The 26,160-nt window shown below is 40.9% G+C and carries 19 protein-coding genes; 8 read left to right on the plus strand and 11 right to left on the minus strand.

Annotated elements, in window-relative coordinates:
* Positions 1-30: 30 nt before the first annotated feature.
* The gene (locus tag AAFF35_RS01780) at positions 31-606 is read right to left on the minus strand and encodes a sigma-70 family RNA polymerase sigma factor (RefSeq protein WP_073229645.1); all 576 of its coding nucleotides are present in this window, start codon (positions 604-606) and stop codon (positions 31-33) included.
* Positions 607-864: 258 nt separating this feature from the next.
* Between AAFF35_RS01780 and uvrA the strand changes: the two genes are divergently transcribed.
* Together uvrA and AAFF35_RS01790 are read left to right on the plus strand one after the other, a co-directional pair.
* Entirely contained in the window at positions 865-3,666 is a 2,802-nt protein-coding gene (gene uvrA / locus AAFF35_RS01785) for an excinuclease ABC subunit UvrA (protein WP_342330605.1), read from the plus strand.
* Between the two features lie 14 nt (positions 3,667-3,680).
* Positions 3,681-4,301, plus strand: a complete 621-nt coding sequence (locus AAFF35_RS01790; protein WP_342330606.1) for a lysine transporter LysE — start codon at positions 3,681-3,683, stop codon at positions 4,299-4,301.
* Between the two features lie 5 nt (positions 4,302-4,306).
* Here the strand turns inward: AAFF35_RS01790 and AAFF35_RS01795 are convergent, their stop codons facing one another.
* The 9 genes from AAFF35_RS01795 to AAFF35_RS01835 form a co-directional block, all read right to left on the minus strand.
* Positions 4,307-5,344 (minus strand): DUF2157 domain-containing protein, encoded by a 1,038-nt coding sequence (locus AAFF35_RS01795; RefSeq protein ID WP_342330607.1) that lies wholly within the window; start codon positions 5,342-5,344, stop codon positions 4,307-4,309.
* A 109-nt stretch (positions 5,345-5,453) separates the two neighbouring features.
* Positions 5,454-7,679 (minus strand): cation:proton antiporter, encoded by a 2,226-nt coding sequence (locus AAFF35_RS01800; RefSeq protein WP_342330608.1) that lies wholly within the window; start codon positions 7,677-7,679, stop codon positions 5,454-5,456.
* 59 nt (positions 7,680-7,738) lie between these two features.
* Positions 7,739-8,101: a hypothetical protein gene (locus AAFF35_RS01805; RefSeq protein WP_342330609.1), complete on the minus strand. Its 363-nt coding sequence runs from the start codon at positions 8,099-8,101 to the stop codon at positions 7,739-7,741.
* Between the two features lie 59 nt (positions 8,102-8,160).
* On the minus strand, positions 8,161-9,096 hold the full coding sequence (locus AAFF35_RS01810; RefSeq protein ID WP_342330610.1) for a bifunctional riboflavin kinase/FAD synthetase: 936 nt from the start codon (positions 9,094-9,096) through the stop codon (positions 8,161-8,163).
* A gap of 110 nt (positions 9,097-9,206) precedes the next feature.
* Entirely contained in the window at positions 9,207-10,073 is an 867-nt protein-coding gene (locus AAFF35_RS01815) for a YitT family protein (RefSeq protein ID WP_342330611.1), read from the minus strand.
* A 5-nt stretch (positions 10,074-10,078) separates the two neighbouring features.
* Complete coding sequence (gene truB, locus AAFF35_RS01820; RefSeq protein ID WP_342330612.1) at positions 10,079-10,828, minus strand: tRNA pseudouridine(55) synthase TruB; 750 nt, start codon at positions 10,826-10,828, stop codon at positions 10,079-10,081.
* Positions 10,829-10,901: 73 nt separating this feature from the next.
* Positions 10,902-11,696, minus strand: a complete 795-nt coding sequence (locus AAFF35_RS01825) for an undecaprenyl-diphosphate phosphatase (RefSeq protein WP_342330613.1) — start codon at positions 11,694-11,696, stop codon at positions 10,902-10,904.
* 7 nt (positions 11,697-11,703) lie between these two features.
* Positions 11,704-11,928, minus strand: coding sequence for a DUF3098 domain-containing protein (locus AAFF35_RS01830; RefSeq protein WP_073229664.1), 225 nt, complete (start codon positions 11,926-11,928; stop codon positions 11,704-11,706).
* Complete coding sequence (locus tag AAFF35_RS01835) at positions 11,928-12,806, minus strand: permease-like cell division protein FtsX (protein ID WP_342330614.1); 879 nt, start codon at positions 12,804-12,806, stop codon at positions 11,928-11,930. Before AAFF35_RS01835 ends, AAFF35_RS01830 begins: the two co-directional genes overlap by 1 nt.
* Before the next feature lie 305 nt (positions 12,807-13,111).
* Here AAFF35_RS01835 and AAFF35_RS01840 point away from each other — a divergent pair, with 305 nt between their 5' ends.
* From AAFF35_RS01840 to AAFF35_RS01865, 6 genes are all read left to right on the plus strand, one after another.
* Positions 13,112-13,528, plus strand: a complete 417-nt coding sequence (locus AAFF35_RS01840; protein WP_342330615.1) for a hypothetical protein — start codon at positions 13,112-13,114, stop codon at positions 13,526-13,528.
* Between the two features lie 125 nt (positions 13,529-13,653).
* Positions 13,654-14,901: a chloride channel protein gene (locus AAFF35_RS01845; RefSeq protein WP_342330616.1), complete on the plus strand. Its 1,248-nt coding sequence runs from the start codon at positions 13,654-13,656 to the stop codon at positions 14,899-14,901.
* A 63-nt stretch (positions 14,902-14,964) separates the two neighbouring features.
* Positions 14,965-17,772, plus strand: coding sequence for a leucine--tRNA ligase (gene leuS / locus AAFF35_RS01850; protein WP_342330617.1), 2,808 nt, complete (start codon positions 14,965-14,967; stop codon positions 17,770-17,772).
* A 262-nt stretch (positions 17,773-18,034) separates the two neighbouring features.
* Entirely contained in the window at positions 18,035-19,465 is a 1,431-nt protein-coding gene (locus AAFF35_RS01855; RefSeq protein WP_342330618.1) for an alpha-L-fucosidase, read from the plus strand.
* 4 nt (positions 19,466-19,469) lie between these two features.
* Positions 19,470-21,842: a glycoside hydrolase family 3 N-terminal domain-containing protein gene (locus AAFF35_RS01860; protein WP_342330619.1), complete on the plus strand. Its 2,373-nt coding sequence runs from the start codon at positions 19,470-19,472 to the stop codon at positions 21,840-21,842.
* A 173-nt stretch (positions 21,843-22,015) separates the two neighbouring features.
* Positions 22,016-24,454, plus strand: a complete 2,439-nt coding sequence (locus AAFF35_RS01865) for a TonB-dependent receptor (RefSeq protein ID WP_342330620.1) — start codon at positions 22,016-22,018, stop codon at positions 24,452-24,454.
* A gap of 56 nt (positions 24,455-24,510) precedes the next feature.
* Here the strand turns inward: AAFF35_RS01865 and AAFF35_RS01870 are convergent, their stop codons facing one another.
* The gene (locus AAFF35_RS01870) at positions 24,511-26,043 is read right to left on the minus strand and encodes an ABC transporter substrate-binding protein (protein ID WP_342330621.1); all 1,533 of its coding nucleotides are present in this window, start codon (positions 26,041-26,043) and stop codon (positions 24,511-24,513) included.
* Positions 26,044-26,160 lie beyond the last annotated feature (117 nt).

Consider the following 26,160-nt stretch of genomic DNA (forward strand, 5'->3'; position numbering starts at 1 on the left):
TTTTTTGTGGACATTTTATCCAACTAAAAATCAGGAAATTTCTTTCACTTTCATCATCTTCCGAAGATTGCTTAAAGCGTAACGCATCCTTCCTAATGCCGTGTTTATACTTACATCGGTTAGGTCTGCGATTTCTTTAAAACTGAGGTCAGCATAATGACGCATGATTAAAACTTCCTTCTGATCATCCGGTAACAAATGAATCATCGCACGAAGGTCAAAATGTGTTTGTTCTCTCAGCATTTTTTCTTCCGCGCTTTCTTCATGGATCTGAAGGAGGTTAAAGATGTCTGTTCCATCTGCACTGGTAATGACCGGAGCGCGTTTCTCACGCCTGAAATAATCAATCACCAGATTGTGTGCGATCCGCATCACCCAAGGTAAAAATTTACCTTCTTCATTGTAACGCCCAGACCTGAGCGTATTGATGACTTTTATAAATGCATCCTGGAAAATATCCTCTGCGAGGTATTGATCCTTTACTAATAAATAGATAGATGTGTATATTTTCGACTTATGTCTTCTCAGAAGTTCTTCCAAAACCGATTCATCACCGGTAAGATATAACTTCACCAAGTCTTGGTCACTATATAATTCTAATTTCATAGGAGTATCCGTACTAAAAAGTTCCCTGCTAATTGCTATAAAATACTTAGTAGATGTTTTTTTCGATATCTTTCTCCTGTTAGTTAGTGGTTTAGTTTGTCTGTTGAATCTCCAAAAGAAGCATTTTTTTATTACAATACAATATAAAAAGTGTTAAAAAAAATTAAAACTGCGCTGAGAGCCTTATTTTTGCATCCTCCCAAAAACGGTAATATTGCATTTTTTGGGTTATATTAGCACTATTCTATCCAGAAGTCAATGAATAACGAAATCAATAAAGATCCACATAAACATATAATCATAAAAGGTGCCAGAGTCCATAATCTGAAGAATATAGACGTTGCAATTCCCAAAAATAAACTGGTAGTCATTACCGGAATGTCAGGATCCGGCAAATCTTCTTTAGCTTTTGATACTTTATACGCCGAAGGTCAACGACGCTACGTAGAAAGTTTGTCGTCCTATGCAAGGCAGTTTATGGGAAGAATGAATAAGCCGGATGTAGATTATATCAAAGGAATTGCACCCGCCATCGCCATAGAACAAAAGGTGATTACTTCTAATCCACGATCTACTGTAGGCACCTCTACAGAGATTTACGATTATCTGAAACTTTTATTCTCCAGAATAGGGAAAACCTACTCTCCTGTATCAGGAAATATTGTTAAGAAGGATACCGTAAGCACGGTGGTGGATTTCATTTCGGGCCTTGAACCGGAGAGTGTCGTAACGATCTTCTGTCGTTTATTTCCTCACAACAACAGGTCTATAAAGGAAGAACTGGCAGTTTTACTTCAGAAAGGATTTCTTCGGATTTTTTATAAAGAAGAGATTCTAAAGATTGAAAATATTCTGGAAGATGAGTCCTTTGTTGATTTTGAGCTGGCTGATGCGGATACCGTAAGGATTTTAATCGACAGGATTGTGCTGAACAAGGAGGAGGAAACATTGAGCCGTATCGCAGATTCTGTACAAACGGCATTTTTTGAGGGTAAGGGTGACCTATATATAGAGCAGGAAGGAAAGTCCACTCATTTTTGTGATCGTTTTGAATTGGATGAGATTCGTTTTGACGAACCTACTCCAAATTTCTTCAGCTTTAATAATCCCTACGGAGCATGCAAAAGATGTGAGGGGTATGGAAATGTAATTGGAATAGATGAAGATCTGGTCGTTCCGGACAAGAGTAAAAGTTTATATGACAATGCCATTGCGCCTTGGCGTGGCGAAAAGATGCGGGAATGGCTAAACAAGCTGATTAAAAATGCAGATAAGTTTAATTTCCCTATTCACCGCCCTTTTAACGAGCTGACAGAGAAAGAACAAAGACTGGTCTGGACGGGGAATAAATATTTTGAAGGCTTAGATGCTTTTTTTAAAGAACTGGAAGAGCAGACCTTCAAGATACAATATCGGGTGATGTTATCCAGATACCGCGGAAAAACCATTTGTCCGGATTGCAAAGGTTCCAGGCTTCGTAAAGATGCGGCCTATGTGAAGATCAATGATAAATCTATCATAGATGTGGTATTGATGCCATTGGCGACGATCCTGGATTTCTTTGAGCACCTGAAGCTTTCGCCAAATGATGAGAAGATCGCAAAAAGATTGTTGGCTGAGATTGTCAACCGGGTATTGTATCTTAACAATGTAGGGTTAGGATATCTGACGTTAAACAGGCTTTCCAATACTTTATCTGGTGGAGAATCGCAAAGAATTAATTTGGCAACTTCATTAGGGAGCAGTCTTGTCGGTTCGGTATATGTGCTGGATGAGCCGAGTATAGGTTTACACCCGAGAGATACCAATAAGCTGATAGAGGTATTGCTTTCGCTTCGTAATGTAGGAAATACGGTACTTGTTGTGGAGCACGAAGAAGAGATGATGAAGGCTGCTGATCATATTATAGATATTGGTCCGGAGGCTGGAACACATGGGGGAAACCTGGTATTCAGTGGTACTTATGATCAAATTATAAAAGACAAGAAAAGCCTTACCGGACGCTATCTTTCTGGAGCAGAGAAGATTGCGATACCGACTAAAAGAAGGAGCTGGAAAGACCATGTACTCATAAAAGGGGCAAGGGAGAATAACCTTAAAAATATTGATGTGAAATTCCCTTTGGGCGTATTCACTGTCGTAAGTGGTGTTTCAGGAAGTGGAAAAACCAGTTTAATCAAAAAGATTCTTTATCCTGCTTTGCAAAAAGCAATAGGTAACTATGCCGGAGAACAAACCGGGGCTTATGACGGAATCTATGGAAATTACGATCTGGTAAGCCAGGTAGAGATGGTGGATCAAAATCCGATTGGAAGGTCTTCGAGGTCTAATCCTGTAACTTATGTGAAGGCCTGGGATGATGTAAGGGCACTCTTCTCAGCTTTGCCAGGTGCAAAGGCTGCCGGATTAAAACCAGCTGCATTTTCGTTTAACGTAGAGGGCGGGCGATGCGACGTTTGTCAGGGCGAGGGAGAAGTGAAAATTGAAATGCAGTTTATGGCGGATATCTACCTTCCATGTGAAGCATGCGGAGGCAGAAGGTTTAAGCAGCAGGTACTTGACGTCACCTATCAGGATAAGAATGTGGCCGATATCCTGGATTTGACCATTGATGAGGCGGTTGATTTCTTTAAAGGGGAACCTAAAATCATGGCTAAGCTTCAGCCATTGGTAGATGTTGGTTTGGGCTACGTACATCTTGGCCAGTCTTCCAATACTTTATCGGGTGGAGAAGCACAACGGATCAAGTTGGCTTCGTTCCTGATCAAAGGGAACAATGCCAACAAAACGATGTTCATTTTTGATGAGCCTACTACAGGTTTACATTTTCACGATATTAAAAAATTACTAATTGCACTGAATACGCTGATTGAGCAGGGAAATACGATCCTGGTGATTGAGCACAATATGGATATGATAAAATCAGCAGACTGGATCATTGATATCGGCCCTGAGGGTGGAGACAAAGGCGGTAATGTTGTTTTTGAAGGAACACCAGAAGACCTGGTTTCCTCAAATTCTTCTTATACTGCTAAGTATTTAACTGCACACATGAAATAATTGTATCTTCGCAAATGCTTTTTTTAACACTCTTTTTAGGGGTAATACTGAATATGGTGGGATATATCCCTCCGGGAAATATTAACCTTACTGTGGTTCAGATTACCATCACCAGGGGAATCAGACAGGCGCTATATTTTATAGGCGCCTTCTCGGCAATCGAAATACTTTTCACTTTTGGCGTGATGCGTTTTGTGCAATGGCTTTCCAGTGAAATCAAATTGGGAGACATCATTGATGTGATTATGGTGCTGATGTTTGGTGTTTTAGGTTTCATCACCTGGAAGTCCAGGAAAGAAATGCCAAAAGCAGACTATTCTAAAAAAGACAGCATCAGATATGGAATGCTTTTGGGAGTAATTAATCCGATGCAAATCCCTTACTGGTTATTTGTAGGTACGTACCTGATTTCTCATGAGTGGATAGATATTGGCTACCTTTCCCTGACGATTTTCAGTATTGGTTCAGGTATCGGGGCAGCGGTTGCTTTATACGGTTTTGCCCGTTTTGCCCAGTACATACAGGAAAAATTTGCGCTGAGCAGTTATCTGGTGAATAAAGGAATTGCACTTTTGTTTTTTGCTTTGTCAGGTTATCACATCTGTAAAATCGTTTACGTCCATTTTATTAAATAGGCAGGTTATTTCTTTAGAAACTCTACATTCCAGATCTTTTCTGCTCTTCGTCCGATAATCCAGAAGGAGGCTGCAAGAACGCAGAAGAACAGTGCTTTATGCCAGTTGTCCCAGAAATATTCGAAATAACGGGTGTAAAGGTTGATGAAAAGAAAGGTGATTCCGAATTCCCGGGCAATATCATCCCGGTATTTTAAGCCGGCAAAGATGCTGATGATGCAGGCTGCTGCAGAGATAATGGCCCAGTAAAACAAACTGATTTGTCTTACCCCATACCAGGCTTCTAAGGTGCCGAAATTTCCAAATACTGAAAGTAGCCAGAGTGATACAAATAAGTATGCCATTCCACTGATATAGGTTACCGGAAAAAAGTAGTCAATCTTTTTATGTTTTTTCATGAAGAAAGACAATCCGGTGAGGACTGCTCCAAAACAGACAAAACGTAAAGGATAATTCATCCCTGCGAAATACCAGTTCCATCTCGACAGATAGCCGGTTTCTGTTCCAAACCAGGCACCAAGGGAAATTAAAGCGAAAACCCAAATCAGCCTTGACCTGAAAACATAAGCCAGAATGCCATAAATCAAAACAGCCAGGAGCAGTAGCAAAGAAAAATGACCGCTGCTGGTGCCGATAGCCTTGCCCAGATAAGCGATGGCATTGGCCGTGAGCATCACTGCGGTGAAGATCAGCGCCTCATTACTGAAGACCTGATGTGATTTTGTTTGCTTTCTTTTGAAGCTCAGGTAAAAGAGATAGGCTGCGGCAGAGATCGAAAGAATGCTGATCACGCCGTCAGAAGTATCATAAAGACGTTCCAGGTATTTTAAAATGGTATCGTCTATGAGTAAAGCGCCAAGAGAGATTACACCACAGGCCATTGCGATCCAAAAGGAGTATTGAGCCAACCTTCGCCAGTCGAAATCCTTAGTTTCATAGCTTCCGCGTAAACGTTGAACGTCCGCTTCGGTGAGCAACTTTTCTTCCTGCCAATGCTCAAGCATTTCGTCTAAAAATTCACTCTTTTCCGAATCTATCTTCATTTTTCGCTGACTGGTGGTGGTTCTTTTATGTTTGTTTGCAGGTAAAACCCTGCCGGCAGCTTGTCGGCAGGGTTCTATTGCATTAGTAAGATTAGATATTTTTCTGGAATTATTTCAATAGATCAGGTACTTTTTTACTATTGCCCACGATCCATACCACATCCTCGTTCTCAAAAATGAGGTTAGAGTCCGGATTCAGAATGCGTTCTCCTTTTCGTTCAATACCTACCACGAGCCCCTGGGTTTTTTCCCGGATACCGGAACTGCGGATGCTTTGTAAATAGACCGGAGAACTGCTATTGATGACGATTTTCTGAAGCGTCATGTCTTTTTTAGGGAAGCTGGATTCTTCAGGAATTTCCTCCTTGGCACCTTCAAACAATTCCTTAATTGCAGCCAGCTGATTGTCTGTACCAATCACCAATACTTTATCATTTGGATATAGCCTTTCATCACGTCCCGGGGTAGGAATCATGATTTTCCCACGTTCGATCAGGGCGATATTTACGCCATACTTTTCTCTTACGGAGAGTTCAATAAGTGTTTTTCCAACAAGTGACGATTCCGGAGCAACGACCAATTCGGCTAGGTGGGTATCCCAGGGCAGTATTTCCGGCTGAGCATTCTGGGCTTCACGTGCATTGAGGTTCAGCAGGAAACGACTCTCCATCTTGTTATAGAAGCCCTGTAGCTTTCTGGAGAAGATGAACATCCCCACAATCATCAGAACAATGGCAATAACAACTGCGATCCAGGTGCTGTAGAACTGATAAATGAGGAAGCCAACAAAGAAAAGTGCCAGGGAAATCCTTAAAACTTCCAGCGCCACCAGTGGCCCGCGGGTATATTTTTTATTTAACCACAGATGAGAATAGGCCTTCTTTTCTATTTTTCTGATGGCCAGTGCCCATAAGAAAGGAGTCATGAAAATCAAGGTAAGTATTAGGCTGATGATAATCCCATTATTCCCGTTGATGATATTTTTCGTCATAAAGGGCTGCAGGTACCTGGAACCCAGAAAGACAATCGCAATGATGATCACCGAGTGGATAATGGTATTAAAAGTATAGGATTTCAATAGAATTTTCCAATCGCTAAGTGTGGTAATGCCCGCTGTACTGGAACTATATCTGTTGATGGCCTCAACCCACCGTTTTGGTAATGTACGTTCCAGGAAGAGATAAAAGGGCTCTGAGGCCTTAATTAAGTATGGCGTGGTAAAGGTGGTGATGGCAGATACAGCTACCGCAATCGGGTAGAGGAAATCGCTGGTTACTTTTAACGTCAAACCTAGTGTTGCAATGATAAAAGAAAACTCTCCGATTTGTGCCAGACTTAAACCTGTCTGAACGGATGTTTTTAAGGGCTGTCCAGATAATAATGCACCCATTCCGGAGCTTAGGAATTTACCTAAGACGGTCGCGATGGTGATGACCAGGATAGGAACGGAATAATCGATTAAAATGCTCGGATTGATCATCATTCCGACGGAAACAAAGAAGATGGCTGCAAAGAGGTCTTTGACAGATTTGGTCAAATGCTCGATCCGTTCAGCCTGAGTGGTTTCCGCTAAGATGGACCCCATGATAAAAGCGCCCAAAGCTGGAGAGAATCCAACTTTTACAGCCAGTAATACCATTAGCAAACATAAAGCGATGGATACGATCAGCATAGTCTCATCATTCATGAGTTTTTTTGTCGCCTTCAAGAAAGTTGGTACCAGGAATATCCCCCCAATGAACCATAAAACGAGGAAGAAACAAAGCTTAAGAATCGAAATCAGCATGTCGGCGCCCGCAAACTGCTGGCTCACGGCAAGGGTGGAAAGTAATACCAATAATAAGATGGCTACCAAGTCTTCTACGATAAGAACGCCGAAAACCAATCCTGCAAACTTTTTATGTTTTACGCCAAGCTCTTCAAAGGCCCTGATGATAATTGTTGTGGAGGAAACGGATAGAATACCACCGAGGAAAATGCTGTCCATTGTAGACCAGCCCATGGCTAAACCGGCGACAAAGCCGATTAAGAGCATAAAGACAACTTCAACAATTGCGGTAATGGAGGCCGAGCCACCTACTTTAACGAGTTTCTTGAAACTGAATTCCAGCCCCAGGCTGAAAAGTAAGAAGATTACTCCGATTTCTGCCCAGATATGGATGCTGGCATTGTCTGTTACAGTTGGGATAAATTTGATATGTGGTCCAACCAGTAGTCCGGCAAGAATATAGCCTAAAACTAATGGTTGCTTTATTTTTTTAAATAGTAAAGTGGTAATTCCGGCAGCGGCAAGTATTAAACCTAAATCAGTGATTAATACGGGTAAATGTATCATAGATAATGTCTTTTTTTAAAGTTATAAAATTGTATTCATCGGATTTCGATTATTTACAACTACCAGAAGACATGTTTAGGATACAAAAAGTCAAATATATAGGCATATCCAAAGTTTTGGAATACCTGATAATACCGGATTAGTATAAGTGGAACGTATGGCGCCCTTTCGGGGCTGCGCAGGAAGAACCAGGGATTACTTCCCTGTTTGTTTGTCGCGTGGCTGATGAAGGTCAGGTCCTCTAAAAAGGCTTTTTTTAAGGAAGTCCGGGCTTTCGAAGGAGGATTGAAATAAAGCTTCTTCGTATTGAAATTGGATTTACTGACATAGGGACTGACCGTATTGAGCACCTTTCCCTGTACATTTTGCAAGGAAATTACCTGACTGAAAAAGAAAAGAATAGCAGATAATAGAAACCTCATTGAGGTAAATATAACAAAAAAATGCCTTTTTTTAGAGAAAAAAGGCATTTAAATGTGGTTTAACCTATTTTGCTGAAATAGCTGAGGGTATCCTCTTTGTCTTTTTGTAGCTGAATTTTCAGTGCTTCCAGTCCGGTAAATTTAACATCATGCCGTAGAAATTCAAGGAAAGTCATGGTGATATACTGACCATAGATTTCTTTATTGAAATCAAAGATGTTGACCTCAATATTTCTGGTCATGCCATTGATAGTTGGCCTTTGTCCGATATAAGCCATCCCTTTATAAGATTCTGCTCCCATATCCACCGTCACGGCATAAATGCCATCTGAAGGGATTAATTTATAGGTTTCTTCCAAAAAGATATTTGCTGTAGGAAACCCAATTGTTCTTCCGATTTTATCTCCTTTGATCACCCTTCCATGTAAAGAGAAATGATAGCCCAGATAGTTGGCTGCTAGAGCAACTTCCCCATTGAGCAATGCTTTCCGGATTTTGGTAGAGCTGACAGCCACATCGTCGACGTCCTGCTTGGCAATTTCCTCAATTTGGTAATCGAACTGCTTAGCATACATTTCCAGTTCCTGCATGCCTCCTTTGCGGTCTTTCCCAAAGCGGTGGTCATAGCCAACAATCAGTTGTTTAATACCGATAGTATCTACAAGGATGTTTTTTATATATTCAGCGGGGCTGAGGTTGGAAAAATCCCGGGTAAAGGGGGTGATGATCAAATGATCGACGCCCAGCTCTGCCAAAATTGCCATTTTCTCTGCAACGGTGTTGATCAGCTTCAAGTCTTGGTTTTCTGGATCGATGATCATCCTTGGATGAGGGAAAAAAGTGAGGATCACACTTTCTCCTCCGGTTGATTTTGCTAATTCACAAAGCCTTTTGATGATCTTCTGATGGCCGAAATGAACCCCGTCAAAAGTTCCTATGGTAGCAACGGCATTGTCTAGTTTTTTAAACTCAGAAAAATGATGATATGTTTTCATTAGAAAATCAATATTTCGTAAATATACCCAGACCATTTCCCCATTTAAATGAGCAATTGATTTGAGCTGTTAATTCTTTTAGCGTTAACCTTATCGGTTTTAAAATTTGACTAATGCAGGGACTGGCGCTTTAATACCACTCCACCCTTTATGTCTGCAATTTGTTGCTGGACTACAAAAGCATCCGGATCAATGTTTCGGATTTCAGTTTGTAGTTTCCCCATTTCCAGCTTGGTCAGTACCGTATATAAAATGTCAATGTCTTTCTTTACTCCATAGCCACCCTCTCCTTTATAAATGGTGACGCCACGCTTCATCTTCTCGATGATGTATTCTTTTATTTCTACGTTTTTATCAGAAATGATCGTTACCCCGGTGTACTGCTCCAGTCCATTCACCACAAAGTCTATGGTGTTGGAAGCAGAGAGGTAGGTCAGAATCGCATACATTGCAGTTTCTACGCCAAGAAAAATGGCAGCAAAAGAGAAGATAATGATATTTAATATCAGGATGATATTGCCTACCGTAAGCATGCTTTTTCTACTGATATAAAGCGCAAGTACTTCTGTTCCGTCAATAACGCAACCACCACGCATGGCCAGGCCAATGCCTCCACCAAGGAAAAACCCACCAAAAAAGGCAATCAATAACGGTACATCGGTAACTGGTTTGAAAGGCAATACGATTAAGAATACCGCAAGTGCTAAAATGGCGATAGCGGTCTTTATGGCAAACCCTTTACCGATCTGTTTAAACCCAAGTATAATAAATGGAATATTAATCAGAATGATCAGATAGGATAGTTTTAATCCTGTCAGGCTACTGATCAGTAGTGAAATACCAGTAACGCCTCCATCAATAAAATGATTTGGAATTAAAAAGCTTTTCAAGCCAAAACAGGCCGAAACAATGCCACATGTAATCAAAAGGAAGTCTTTTAACGACCTTGCATTTTTGCTTTTGAAGTGGCTTTGCATAGGAATTAAGATTGAGGTTCAGTCGGATTTGCCAGTTCTCTTTTATTGCGAAGATAGTTGACTAAGTCTGTTACTTCAAATGCATTTTCAAGAAGAAAATTTCCACTGCGGGTACGGGTTAATTTGGAGAGGTAGGCACCATTGTTTAAGTGTTTTCCAAAGTCTGAAATTAAAGACCTGATATAGGTGCCTTTGCTGCAAACGATTCTGAAGTCTATTTCTGGAAGTGCAATCCTTGTGATTTCAAAGGTTGGTACTGAGACAAACCTTAAACGTAGTTCCGTTTCTTCTCCACGGCGTGCTTTTACATACAGGCGCTCTCCATTTACTTTTACTGCAGAATGAGCCGGTGGGTATTGCTGGATGTCGCCAGTAAAAGGTGCAGTGGCTGCATGAATGGCTTCTTCTGTAATGCCATCCAGAGGATATTCCTGATCAACAACGGTTTCCATGTCGAAAGAAGGTGTTGAAGCACCCAGAATCATGGTTCCTGTATATTCTTTTTCTTCTGCCTGAAAGGTGTCAATTTGCTTGGTTAATTTGCCTGTGCAGAGAATTAGAAGGCCTGTAGCTAAAGGATCTAATGTCCCCGCATGTCCCACTTTAAGTTTCAGTGGTTTTAGGGAGTTTCTAATTTTTCCTACTACATCAAAACTGGTCCATTTATAGGGTTTATTGATGAGTAATAATTCGCCTTCAGCAAAATTAAAGTCTGGAAAGGTTTTCGTATTTAATATGTTTTCACTCTCTGTCATTTCAGTACACGCTTTTTAATACGTTTTCTTTGTAAGATTTAATGGTAACCTGGGAAGCACAATGGTTTTTGTATCAGGATACGTGCAGCGGAATATTTGAATAATATAAGACAAGGATCACCACACCTATAATGATTCTATACCAGCCAAAAACACGGAATCCATGTTTAGACAAAAATCCGATAAATGATTTAATCGCAATAATTGCAACGATAAAGGCAATCAGGTTACCGAAAAGAAGGATTTTAACATTCTCCGCATTTAGTAAATGATATCCTTTAAATAGTTTATACCCCGTTGCTGCGCACATTGTAGGTACGGCTAAAAAGAATGAAAATTCAGCAGCAGCATGTCTGCTTAATTTCTGTTGCATTCCTCCGATAATAGTAGCAGCACTTCTGCTTAATCCTGGAAATACAACCGCTAAAACCTGGAAACAGCCAATCTTGAAAGCAGACATATTGGTGATTTCTGCCTCATGGTGAATTTCTGGCTTTGTAAATACTTTATCAATAAACAGGAGAATAACACCTCCAATTAATAAAATTACAGCTATAAATATTGGATTACCCAATTTTTCATCAATGAAATCATTTAGCAATTTGCCGAAAATAAGTGCTGGAATTACAGCAATAATCAGTTTTACATAAAATTGCCACTTACTGAAGTCAAAAAACTTTTTCCAGTAAAGCACGACAACCGCAAGGATTGCGCCTAGCTGGATTGCGATTTCAAACAGTTTAACGAACTCATCTTTCCCAATTCCCATGATCGCACTTGCAATAACCATGTGGCCGGTTGATGAAACCGGTAGAAATTCAGTTATCCCCTCAATGATTGCGAGAATAAAGGCTTGTAAATAATTCATTAAAGCTTTATTTTTTTAGAATAGCATAAACGCCAAATCCGAATCCAAATAGAACGGTCATTGGTGCCAATAAGGTTTTTCTGAAATCGTAAATGTCTGTTGTACCGATCATCAGGATAAAACCAAGCACAACAATCGCAATGCTAATCAATAGCAATTGATAGTTCTTTTTAGTAAATACAAGTTCCGATTTGCTTTCCTGATTTACAGGAGTGTTTTTTTTCTCTATCATTATCTGTAAAGGTCGTAAATTTTTAAACGTAAATATTTGCTGACAGCAAAGGAGGTGCTGATGGCCGTTATAAAGATACCGACACCTACTAAGCCTAGTAAAACGATGCCGAATTCAGTGTAATTTCTTAAGATGACGATTTCAGGAATCTCTCTCTGAGCATAATATAAGATCCCCAAAAGGATTAAGATGGCAATAAAAGCCGCGATCAGCCCGTGTAATGCGGCAAGCAAAATGAAAGGCTTGCGAATAAAGTTCCGGGTAGCACCTACCAGTTGCATGCTCTTAATTAAGAAGCGTTGAGAGTAAATAGCAAGACGGATGGTGTTGTTGATCAATGCAATAGAAATGATCAGTAAAATCGCTGCAAAGGCTAAAATGATCAGGCCAATGGTATTGATGTTCTTATTCACCATATCAATTAAGGAACTTTGATAGATGACTTCTTTTACCACCGGGTTTTTACTGATATTAGCTTTCAGGGCATCAATGCTTTTGTTGTTGGCATAATCCGCTTTTAGATAAACATCTATGGTTGAAAGTAAAGGGTTATAACCTAAGAAGTTCACAAAATCCTCACCCAGGTCAGTAGTCAGATTTCTTGCCGCCATTTCCTTATTTACATATTGTGTGGTTTTAATGGCAGGGGTGGCGTTCAGCTCTTTTTGAAAAGCCAACACATCTGCTTCCTTTGCGCCCTCGTCTACAATAATGTTCAACACAATATTTTCTTTAACATAGTTGGAAAGATTTTTAGCATGAACTAATATCAATCCCAACATGCCCAACATTAGTAGTACCAATGCTATGCTGAAAATAGTAGAAATATAAATGGTTTTTGTCTTCTTAGAAGCATCGCTTACTTCAAATTCTTCCATGTATTTGTTTTTATGTTTTGCGAAAATAAAAAAATATAAGCAACTAATTTAAAATTATGGCCCTTTATCCCTTTTTAATCTTTAATGCTACAACGCATTATCGTTAAAAATAGTTTATTGAAGATACTTTAAGTCCAATTTAAGACGCTTAATTATCTTCTTTAAGTAAGTGTTGTGTAACATTTTTGTACCAAAAGGCGATTTTGAGCGTTGTTTTTATGTGAAAACGCAAGTATCCGGAGGAAGCTACCATGACTTTTGGAGAAAATAATGTGAATAAATAGTTACAAAACAAAGAATCACCTATGAAAAAACAAATTACTTTAGTTGCTATGGTTTTATTGATCATCGCAGGAATTGGAACCGGATGTAAGAAAGAAACAGGGGCAGAAAGATCACTGAAAAAGAAAATAGAAGGGAAGTGGCAGGTAGCCAAAGTAGAAACAACTATTGAAGGGGCCCCGATGGAGAGCTATACCGGTATTGCTGCTGATTTTTTTGAATTCAGAAACGATGAAAATGACCAGGTAGAGGTAAATATTGGTACAGAACGTACGTTGGGAACTTATGCTGTTTTAGTAACTGCTAACATTAATCTATTGTTGTCTGGAAAATTACTTAATGCTGAGGTGAACACCATTACCGACAATAAGTTTGAATTTACAGCTACGGTGAACGGCGCCAGTCCGAAAGAAACAAGGAAATATTTCTTAACGAGATAGCCCATACGAAAAGGCTGTTCAAATGTTTCAACGATATTATGGACAGCCTTTTCTATATTTGCCCTCAGCCTGTGCCCATTGTTTCAGGCTTTTTTATGGGAGAAAAAGATAGCAACTCTAATTTTTTGACGACTATACCAGCGTTTCTCAATGGAAATTCAATATTGCATTATCTCCTGAAATGGACTGTTCTCAGCTTATTAGTTGGTTTGGCTGCGGGGACACTATCTGCGTTGTTTCTGACTTTATTAAACCTGGCCACAGATTTTAGGGAGGCTCATTCTTACTTGCTTTATTTCCTGCCTGTAGCCGGATTGCTGGTTGGGTTATTATATCACCATCGCGGAAAAAATGTGGAGCGGGGAAATAACCTCATCTTCGATACGATTCATAACCCCAAAGATGTAATTCCTTTTAAAATGACACCACTTGTTTTATTAGGCACCGTCATCACTCACTTGTTTGGGGGATCGGCTGGAAGAGAGGGGACGGCCTTGCAAATGGCTGCATCAACTGCTGATCAATTGCACAAACCTTTTCAGTTGTCCTCTGCTGACCGTAGCATCTTACTGATTGCAGGATTGAGTGCAGGCTTTGCTTCTGTTTTTGGAACGCCCTGGGCGGGAGCAGTTTTTGGAATTGAAGTATTGTTACTTGGTCAAATTCCTCAAAAGGCCATATTCCCCGCCCTTTTTGCAGCTTTTACAGGTGCCTATGTAACGGAAATATGGGGAGTGGGCCATACGCATTATCAAATCCCTGTAATCCCTTCCATTTCACTGATGGGTATTGTCTACAGCATCCTCTCCGGGATCGCTTTTAGTGTTGCTGCGGTTTTATTTGTCAGGCTTACTCACTTTTTTTCGACTGCTTTCAAAAAGCTAAATTATCCACCGCTACGCCCATTTATCGGGGGCTTAATCGTGCTGCTTCTTGTACTTTTATTGGGAACACGTCAATATATTGGATTAGGAATTCGGGTAATTGTGGATGCTTTTAGTCAGGCCTCCCAAACGGAAGATTTCGCTTTGAAGATCTTGTTGACGGCCATCACACTTGGCGCAGGCTTTAAAGGAGGAGAAGTGACGCCATTATTTTTTATCGGTGCGACATTGGGCAGCGCACTATCTGTTTTTCTGCCTTTACCGGTTGGTTTACTCGCCGGAATGGGATTTGTCGCAGTATTTGCCGGAGCTGCAAAAACACCTCTTGCCTGTTGTATCATGGCATTTGAATTGTTTGGTGTTTCCTGTTGGGTTTATGTAAGTATTGCCTGTGTGATTGCGTTCCTGGTCTCTGGTCGTCACAGCATTTATAATGCCCCGGAAAACAAATCACCACGCCATTTTTTGTTCGGTAAATTAGGTATTTAAGAAAGGGTTTCTGATCCCATCTTTATTTCCTTATTTTCGCGCTATATATAAGGCATAGCTGTAATGGATTATCAATTTAAAGAAATAGAACAAAAGTGGCAAGAGTTTTGGGCTCAAAATCAAACGTTTAAAGCAGAAGAGCAATCTTCTAAACCTAAGTTTTACGTACTGGATATGTTTCCTTACCCTTCCGGAGCAGGTTTACATGTTGGTCACCCACTAGGTTATATTGCTTCGGATATATTTACCAGATATAAAAGATTAAAAGGATATAATGTATTGCATCCAATGGGATACGACTCCTTCGGTTTGCCTGCAGAGCAATATGCCATACAAACAGGACAACATCCGGCCCTGACTACAGAAGTAAACATCAATACTTACAGGAGACAATTAGACCAAATCGGGTTCTCATTCGACTGGTCTAAAGAAGTGCGGACCAGTGATCCCGAATATTATAAATGGACGCAATGGATTTTTATGCAACTTTTCAATTCCTGGTATAACCTGGAAACAGATCGTGCAGAAGACATTACTAGTCTGTTAGAAAAGTTTAATGCTTCAGGAAGTGCAGATGTGAAAGCCGTTTGTGATGAAGATACAAAGTCTTTCTTACCAACAGACTGGGCAACAATGACCCATGAGGAGAAACAGGAAGAATTACTAAAATACCGCTTAACTTATCTAAGAGAAAGTACCGTCAACTGGTGCCCTGCATTGGGAACGGTATTGGCGAATGATGAGGTGAAAGACGGCTATTCAGAACGTGGTGGCCATCCGGTAGAGCAAAAGAAAATGATGCAATGGAGCATGCGGATTTCTGCTTATGCAGAGCGCTTGTTGCAAGGCTTAAATACAGTAGACTGGCCGGAACCGGTAAAAGAAATGCAACGCAACTGGATTGGCAAAAGTGTAGGGGCCAGCGTTCGTTTCAAGATCGAGCCTTCAGAAAAGATAGCTGCGCTTAGTCAGGATTATATTGAAGTTTTTACCACCCGTGTGGATACGATATTCGGCGTTTCTTATCTTGTACTCGCTCCTGAACATGAGCTGGTAATCGGTTTGACTACTCCTGAGCAATTGGATGATGTGAATCATTACATTGCCCAAACTAAGAAGAAGTCTGAACTCGACCGTATGGCGGATGTTAAAGCAGTTTCTGGTGCTTTCACCGGAAGCTATGTGATTAATCCGGTAAGTGGAGAAAGAATCCAGTTGTGGATTGCCGATTATGTATTGGCAGGATACGGAACCGGAGCGGTTATGGGAGTACCTAGTGGAGATCAGCGCGATTGGTTATTTGCTACTAATTTCAAATTACCGATCGTACAGATCCTGGATAGTCAGAAAGACATCGATACCCAGGCGGATTCAACGAAAGAGGGTAAATACATTAATTCCGGTTTCATTAACGGAATGAACTATGCAGAAGCAACACAGACTTTAAATGTCTGGTTGGAAGAACAGGAAGTAGGTAAAGCGAAAGTGAATTACCGCATGCGGGATGCTATTTTCGGGCGCCAACGTTATTGGGGAGAGCCAATTCCGGTATATTTTAAAGATGGGTTGCCGTACCTGATCAATGAAGAAGAATTGCCTTTGATGCTTCCTGAAATTGACAAATACCTACCTACCGAAAGCGGCGAACCACCATTGGGAAGAGCCGAAGACTGGAGCTATGATGATCAATATGAATATGAACTGAGCACTATGCCAGGTTGGGCCGGGTCGAGCTGGTACTGGTATCGTTATATGGATGCGAAAAACAAATCGGCTTTCGCTTCTAAAGAGGCTATCGAATACTGGAAAGATGTTGATTTATATATCGGAGGTGCAGAACATGCGACCGGACATTTATTGTATAGCCGTTTCTGGAATAAATTCCTGAAAGACCTTGGTCATGTAACTGAAGAAGAACCTTTCAAAAAACTGATCAATCAGGGAATGATCCAGGGCAGAAGTAATTTTGTATACCGTGTGGTAGACGAAGAGGGAAGAGGAACAAATACTTTGGTGTCTTATGGACTAAGAAAAGAATACAAAACATCAGCACTGCATGTTGACGTAAACATTGTAGAGAATGAAATTTTAAATATTGAAAAGTTTAAAGTTTTCAGACCTGAATTTGCAGATGCAGAATTCATCCTGGAAAACGAGAAATACATCTGCGGAGTGGAAGTAGAGAAGATGTCAAAATCCAAGTTCAATGTAGTGAACCCGGATGTGTTGATCTCTAGCTATGGCGCCGATACTTTAAGGATGTATGAAATGTTCCTGGGACCATTGGAGCAAAGCAAACCTTGGAATACCAATGGAATCGAAGGCGTGTTTAAGTTCCTTCGCAAATTCTGGCGTTTGTTCCACAATGAAGAGTGGGTATTTAACGTTAGCGATTCTGTGCCTTCAAAAGCGGAATTGAAAGCCTTGCATAAAATCATCAAAAAAGTGCAGGATGATGTGGAAAGGTTCTCCTTTAATACTTCTGTTTCCAGCTTTATGATTGCAGTGAATGAGCTGACTGACCTGAAATGTAAAAATCGTCAGGTATTGGAAGATCTTGTAATTGTGTTGTCACCTTATGCTCCTCACATTTGTGAAGAACTTTGGGCGAATCTGGGACATGAGGCGGGTAGCTTATCATACGTGAAATATCCTGAATTCAACCCTGCCTATATGGTGGAGGATGAGTTTAGTTACCCGGTATCGGTTAATGGTAAAACACGTTTAAACCTGAACTTAAGTCTGACTTTAGAGCCTAAGGAAATTGAAGAAACAGTTTTGGCTGATGAACAGGTTCAAAAATACCTGGAAGGAAAAACACCTAAAAAGGTAATCGTGGTGAAAGGCCGTATCGTAAACATTGTGATCTAGCCTTAAAAACAGATTATTTTGATCTAAAGAAAAGCTTCGGACAATTTGTTCGGAGCTTTTCTTTTATCTGGATAAATTTATCCTTTCAGGAGCACTGTTTTCATTCTTCAGATGTATAATAAATTTACATATCTTAGGACTTTTGTTTCCCGGACAGCTTAGTAATGGACGACTAAAAGGGTTTATCTCAATGCTATGTCGCAATCGTTGTTAGGCCGAACTTTTCCGGTAATCAATCTTAAACCAGATACAACCACACAAAATGAATAAACCTATCTTACTTATTGCAGTCGTTTTATTGTTAAAAATGACTGCTTTTGGCCAACCCAATGTTCATGGCCAGTCCAGCACCTATGAATGGCCTTCGGATCCTTTGGTGAAGAAAAAACTTGAAAAATGGCAGGACCAGAAATTTGGAATGATCATCCATTGGGGATTATATGCTGTACCCGGAATTATGGAGTCTTGGAACCTTTGTTCGGAAGACTGGATTTCCAGAGACAGTACTATTGCTTATGAAGATTATAAGAAATGGTATTGGGGCTTAAGTGAACAATTTAATCCGGTCAACTTTAATCCTGATCAATGGGCAAAAGCAGGTAAATCTGCAGGTATGAAATATCTGGTGTTTACCACAAAACACCATGACGGCTTTAATATGTTTGATACAAAAGAGAGTGACTTCAAAATTTCCAATGGTCCTTTTAAAGGAAATCCAAAAGCGGACGCTGCAAAATTTGTTTTTGATGCCTTCAGAAAGCAGGACTTTATGATCGGTGCTTATTTCTCTAAACCAGACTGGCATTCCCAATACTATTGGTGGTCTAAATATGCAACTGCCGATCGTAATAATAATTACGACATTAAAAAGAACCCATGGAGATGGAATAAATTCAAAACACAAACCTTTAATCAGATCTCTGAATTGATGAACAACTATGGTTCTGTTGATATCCTTTGGCTTGACGGAGGATGGGTGCGTCCATTGGAAACCGTAAACGATGAAGTGCGGGCCTGGGGAGCTGCAATCCCAGCCTGGAGCCAGGACATCGACATGCCAAAGATTGCCGCAATGGGACGTAAAGCGCAGCCTGGATTGCTAATCGTAGACCGGACGGTTCATGGTCCTTATGAAAATTATCAGACTCCTGAACAACGGATTCCGGAACAACAACTGGATCATCCCTGGGAAAGTTGTATGACGCTGGGTGGTGCCTGGGGATTTGTTGCAAATGATCAGTACAAGTCGGCTGCAACTGTCATTCATTCCCTGATTGAAATTACTGCCAAAGGAGGGAGTCTCTTGCTTGGCGTAGGACCGAAACCAGATGGTACGATGCCCGATGAGGTAGTTAACCGTTTGGAAGAAATCGGAACCTGGGTCAACAAAAATGGCAAGGCAATTTATGAAACGAGAATCACTAAAGATTATCACAATGGCAATGTCTGGTTTACACAGAGCAAGGACGCTAAAACAAAATACGCGTTGATTTGCATAAAGGAAGGCGAATCTTTGCCATCTACCGTTTCCTGGACTGGTAATGAACCTATAAAAGGAAGTAAGATTAAATTTTTGCAAACTGGTGAAAATGTAAAGTGGATAAAAGAGAATGCGACAATTAAAGTGTTCTTGCCAAAAGGTGTTCCTGCAGGATCACCGGCGCTTGCCTTTTCTTTTTCCAGCAAACCTTAAACACATGAACAAAGTTTCCAGAATAGGACTGCTCTCTGTAGCCCTGACAATAATCTGTTTTGAATCCGCCATTGCTCAGAAAAAACCGATCTATAAAGATGCAACAGTTCCGACGGCGTTAAGAATTAAAGACCTTCTTGGAAGGATGAGCCTTGAAGAAAAGGTGGGCCAGGTTTCGGTATTGCTCGGCTGGGATATGTACAGTAAGGCCGGAAGTACCGTCACGGTTAGCGATCAATTTAAAAAAGCATTAGCGGTGCAACATACCGGAATGTTATGGGCGACGTTGAGAGCTGATCCCTGGACGAAAAAGACGTTACTAACCGGATTGACTCCTGGATTGGCCGCCAAAGCAACCAATGCCATTCAGAAATATACAATAGAAAATAGCCGGCTAAATATTCCAATGCTACTGGCAGAAGAATGTCCGCATGGACATATGGCCATTGGAACTACCGTTTTTCCTACTTCTATAGGTCAAAGCAGTACCTGGAATCCTGATCTGATTCAGGAAATGGCGGCTGCCATAGCACTGGAAGCACGTCTTCAGGGTGCTCATATCGGCTATGGTCCGGTTCTGGATCTGGCCCGCGAACCACGGTGGTCAAGGGTAGAGGAGACTTATGGAGAAGATCCAGTACTCAATAGTCGAATGGGTGAAGCAATGGTGAAAGGCTTTCAGGGAAATGATTTAAAGAGTGGAATCAATATCGCGGCCACACTGAAGCATTTTACGGCTTATGGAGTTCCTGAAGGAGGTCATAATGGCGGTAGTGTAGCGGTTGGAGCACGAGAGTTGTTTCAGTCTTATTTGCCCCCATTTAGAGCGGCGGTAAAGGCGGGGGCACAATCAGTGATGACGGCCTACAACTCTATCGATGGAATTCCTTGCTCTGCAAATCACTTTCTCCTTACCGATGTGTTGAGGAAACAATGGGGCTTTAATGGCTTTGTTGTTTCAGATTTAGGAAGCATATCTGGTCTAGTGAGCAGTCACCATGTAGCTGCGAATGCAACGGAAGGGGCGGCGATGGCGATCAATGCCGGACTAGATGCTGATCTGAGTGGCTATGGTTATGGGCCGGCATTAGTCGATGCATTTCGTAAAGGACAAGTGGCCGAAAGTGCTTTGGACACCGCAGTAGCAAGGGTGCTCCGGATTAAATTTGAAATGGGGCTCTTCGAAAACCCTTATGTGAATGTTCAAAAAGCAGTAAAAATAGTGAGAAATGAGGCGCATGTGGCCTTGGCAAGAAAAGTGGCGAGTGCATCTCTGGTCTTACTTAAAAACAAGAACAATATCCTTCCGCTAAATCATAACCTTAAAAAGATTGCAGTAATTGGACCCAATGCCGATAACCTATATAATCAGTTGGGCGATTATACCGCCCCCCAGGATGAAAATGCAGTAGTGACCGTTCTGGAAGGGATCAAAGCACAGGTAGGAAAGGGAGTTCAGGTTGACTATGCGAAAGGTTGTGCCATCAGAGATACGAGCTCAGCTGGTATGACTGAGGCAGTCGAACTGGCGAAGAATGCAGAGGTCGCAGTTGTCGTTTTGGGTGGATCAAGTGCGAGAGATTTTAAAACGGAATACCTGAATACCGGTGCAGCACAGGTAAAGGTTGCCGATGTTGGTGTAAGTGACATGGAAAGCGGAGAAGGATTTGACCGGTCTACTCTGGATCTGATGGGGAGGCAAATGGAGTTGCTTCAACGCATCGTAAAGACAGGGACTCCGGTAGTCCTGGTACTGATCAAAGGTCGGCCTTTAAACCTGAACTGGGCTGCGGATCATGTGGATGCTATTGTAGATGCCTGGTATCCTGGACAAGAAGGCGGAAATGCAGTTGCCGATGTTTTGTTCGGAGCTTACAATCCTTCTGGAAGATTACCGCTTTCTATTCCAAAATCAGTAGGACAGCTTCCGGTATATTACAACCTTAAGAAACCTGCAAATCATAGTTATGTAGAAGTGGATGACCGGCCATTATATCCTTTCGGATATGGATTAAGCTATACCACTTTTGAATATAGCAATTTGAATATTGTGGTTTCGGGAGCACAAGATAACTTATTGGTTAAAGTAAAACTGAATGTTAAGAATACTGGAGAAAGAGATGGCGATGAAGTGACTCAGTTGTATCTGGTAGATAAAGTGAGCTCTGTCGTAACTCCTGTAAAACAGCTGAAGAAATTCAAGCGTTTCTCATTAAAATCCGGGGCACAAAGAGAACTGGAGTTTGAATTGAATGCGGAAGATTTGAAACTGTTTAACCAACGGATGAATTGGGTGCTTGAGCCTGGAGATTTTACCTTAATGTTGGGTAGCTCATCTGATGATGTCCGGCTGAAAGGAGATTTTACGGTTCAATAAAATAAAAGATACGCCTGGGTTGTATCGATTTTTTTACGAAAAGTTCTGCAACTCCTTTCACCGATCAAAAAGCGTAGTTCGCCGTCAAATAATTGCGCGAAGCCCAAAATCTATAGTCTAAACGTGTAACAAAATTTACCTTGCGTAGACTAATTGAAGAAATGAAAACTATTATGAAAAAATCTATACTATTATTTGCTGGGATAATTTTAATGTTCGGGGCGAAGGCGCAGTTTCCGATGGGAGGACCAGCAAAAAAGATGGTTACAGGGAGGATTACCGCAATAATCCTGGATTCGGCTAGCAAAAAACCAATCGATTACGCAACAGTATCCTTACTCAAAACCAAAGATAATAAGTCTGTAAACGGAGCCGTAACTGATGAACGTGGAAAGCTAACATTGTCTAATGTTAGTCCTGAAGAATACAAATTGTCTATTGGTTTTATGGGCTATAAAACAAAAGTGATAATCGTAAAAACCACACCTGAAAAACCTGATTTAAATGCGGGAACAATTTACCTGAGTTCAACAGCAAGTAACCTGAAAGAGGTGGAAATCAGTGGGCAAAAAGCCTTGATTGAAAATAAAGTGGATAAGTTGGTCTATAATGCAGAACAAGACATTACCAATGCAGGTGGAGATGCTACTGATGTGATGCGTAAGGTGCCAATGTTATCTGTCGATGTAAATGGTAACCTTCAAATGAGAGGGAGCTCAGTAAGAGTACTGATCAATGGTAAGCCTTCGGGAACGATGGCGAATAGTGTTGCAGATGCGCTTAAAATGATTCCTGCGGAACAGATCAAAAGTGTGGAGGTGATTACCAGTCCTTCGGCAAAATACGACGCAGAAGGTTCAGGGGGAATTGTCAATATCATTACTAAAAAGAAATCAGCAGAAGGCACCAGTGGAAGCGTAAATACTTCTGTTGGAACACGTTCAAACAACGGTGCTTTTAACTTAAATGCCAAAACAGGACGTTTGTCTTTAACGGGGAGTCTGGGTGTAAATCACGCTTATCCTCAAAATTCAAAAGTAGTCTCTTCAAATGTGGTTGCCTTACAGGCAGGAGGAGGGACGAGTTTGCTAAATAAGGGTTTTTCTGACTGGTCAAGAGTAGGTTATAATGGTAGTGCGGGAATAGACTATGATTTTAATAATTACCATAACATCAGTACCAATTTGAAAATCAATAGGTTCTCTAACGGAGGTCCGGGAACTACCACGAGCGAGGCGAACGGAAATCCTGCTGCTTTTATAACCAGAGATATGGATATGGGTTTTAATAACCTGGACTGGAGCGTGGACTATAGAAAAACAAGCAAAAAGGAGGGTGAGGAGTTTAGCGTCTCTGCTCAGTTATCTACAGGAAGAAACACCAGTGATTATTCCAATAAAACGGTTAGTGACGGGAGGCCGGACCTTTTAGACATTGGCTCAAATACAGGAAAGAACAATGAGTATACGGTACAGACAGATTATACTTATCCATTTAGCAAGACAACCACACTTGAGACAGGTGTAAAAGGAATCTTCAGAAATATCATCAGTAACTATGGTAATGCTATACAGGATTTCGATTATGACCAGAATGTTGCATCTGCTTATGGGGTACTTGGTTTTAAATTGACCAAAAAAATTACAGCTAAAGCAGGATTAAGAACCGAATATACCAAGATCAATGGATTATCTGGCATTGGAGAAAAATTCGATAATGACTATTTTAACTTATTCCCAAGTTTGATCCTCTCTCAATCTTTAAAAGGAGCGAGTACGATTAAAGTTAGCTATAATAGAAGGATTCAACGTCCGAGTTTGTTCTACTTAAATCCATTTGAAAACAAAAGTGATCAGTTTAATATCCTGAAAGGTAATCCTGATCTGAATCCTGAGTTAAGCGATAATATAGAAATGGGGTACTCTACTTTTATCAAAGGATCTGTGATCAATGCTTCCGTATTCTACCGTTCAACAAAAAATGTGATTGAAAGCATTGTGACCCCTCTTCCTACTGTTCCAGGAACACCGCAAGCATTTCTAACCAGTTATACTAACGTCGGAAGAAGTGAGTCCTATGGGATGAACATCTTTGGAAGTTATAACCCAAAACCAAAATGGACCTTAATGGCAAATGTTGGTTTGAATACTTATAACGTAAATAATGGCAGTTCAACGAATAAAGTAAATACGGGTACATTCCTGAATTATACCGCCTTTGCGCGTTCTGCCTATGCGTTCCCGGGTGGTTGGAATACCGAGATCTGGGGAGTCATCAATTCTCCACGCCGCACATTCCAGGGGAAAACGGATGCAATGTATTTCTACGGTGGAGCATTGAAGAAAGAAATCTGGAAGAAAAAGGCTACCATTGGTTTGAATGTGTTGAATCCATTCAGCCGCGACCTGGTGATCAATACCGTAAACAATGGGAAGAACGCTCAGGGGGACACCTATGAGCAGAAAACAAACATCCATTACCCATTGCGCTCCTTCGGAATCAACCTGAGCTATAATTTCGGTAAATTGAAATTCACCCAGCCTAAGAAAGGTGTTAAGAATGACGATTTGAAGAAAGAAGACCAAGGTGGAATGGGAGGCGTTCAGAACTAAAGAACGACCTGAGTGAAGCTTTGAAAGGCCTTTTCGGTTATGCCGGGAAGGCCTTTTTATTTCTTCTTTACTGTCTTTAGAATCATCAGATTTAATGGATTTAGCGGATATCCGCTGATGTTATTTTGGGTCATAACAATGGACTGATCATATAGTATAGGAACAATATTCGCATATTCGATCACCATTCTATCCATTTTCTGATTCAGAAGGAATCGTTTCTTTGGATCATTTTCATAATAGCTGCTTTCAAATAAGCGATCAAAATCTTTATTGAAATAACCGGTGTAGTTAGGGCCGTCAGGAACTTTATTCTTGGAGTAAAACATCGCAAGGTAGTTCTCTGCATCACCGTAATCTGCAATCCAGGAGCCTCTGAAGAAGTTTACTGCATTTTTGGACATCATATCCCTTAAACTGGCATTAGGGCTCACATCAACTTTTACCTTTATTCCAATCGCATTCAACTCTCCCTGGATAAACTCCATCAGATCTTTATAAGTGGTCGAAGTACTCAGGGTAATCTGTGGCATACCTTTTCCATTTGGAAATCCAGCTTCGGCCAGTAATCTTGCAGCCTTATCCGGGTCATAGTGATAACCTTTTACAGCGGTGCTGTCGAAACCAGGCATCCCCTGAGGAATAAAGCCTGAAGTCGCAGGAATTCCGATGCTATTTCTTAGGTATTTAATCAACTTGGGCTTGTCAATGGCATAGTTAATTGCCTGCCGTACTTTTTTGTATTTCAATGGAGAGTTTTTAGCGATAGATTTCGATGTATCTACCAGAAATCCAGCATACTCAGTGCACAGGTAGGCACCTTTTCGAAGCTTGAATTTCCCCTGGTATTTGCGGGTCATATTCCCGCTTTTGGTTAAGATGTCATCACGGTAGCTGCCATCGACTTTATCGAAGAAATCAAGTTCTTTTTTGATGAAATTCATGAATGCACTCTGCTTATCGCTAATGAAAGTGACCTTTACGGCATCCAGGTAGGGTAAAGCCTGACCTGCTTCTTTCTCCCAGTATTTTTCATTTTTTACCATTACCAGGACCTCATCTTCTTTCCAGTACCTGAATTTGAAAGGACCGGTACCTATCGGATGACTGCGGAAATCTTTTCCGTAATGGCTTACCACTTCTTTCGGAACTACAGAACAGTATTGCGCCGTAAGTAAACTGAGGAATGGGGGGAATGGCTTAATTAGTTTAATACGAAAGGTCGTATCGTTTATGGCTATAAAATTATGAATGTCTTTTACCTTATCACTAAAGATCCAGCTTCCTGAAGAGGCGACCTTAGGGTCTATCAGCCGGTTAAAACTGTATACAAAATCAGAAGCGATTACTTTTCTTCCCTTTCCGCCGGGAAAAGTAGGGTCATCGTGGAAATAAACATCAGCTCTGAGGTTAAAGGTATAGTCCAGACCGTCATCAGATATTTTCCAGCTTTTTGCAATGCAGGGAAGCGTATTTAAATTGCTGTCTATCTGTACCAATCCATTGAAAATCTGGTTGACCATCCAGAGTGCATTCTGGTTCCGTGCGAATGCCGGATCAAGTGAGGTAAGGTTTTGATCAAGATTCATGTTAAACACCTTTTTCTCTTTTTCAGAGCTGCGGTGTGCACAAGATATAACGCCCAGAAGTAATAATCCGCAAAAAATATGTGTTATAATACGATGCATCAGTGTAGGAATACTAAT

It is taken from the genome of Pedobacter sp. FW305-3-2-15-E-R2A2 (genome assembly GCF_038446955.1).
Classification (GTDB): domain Bacteria; phylum Bacteroidota; class Bacteroidia; order Sphingobacteriales; family Sphingobacteriaceae; genus Pedobacter.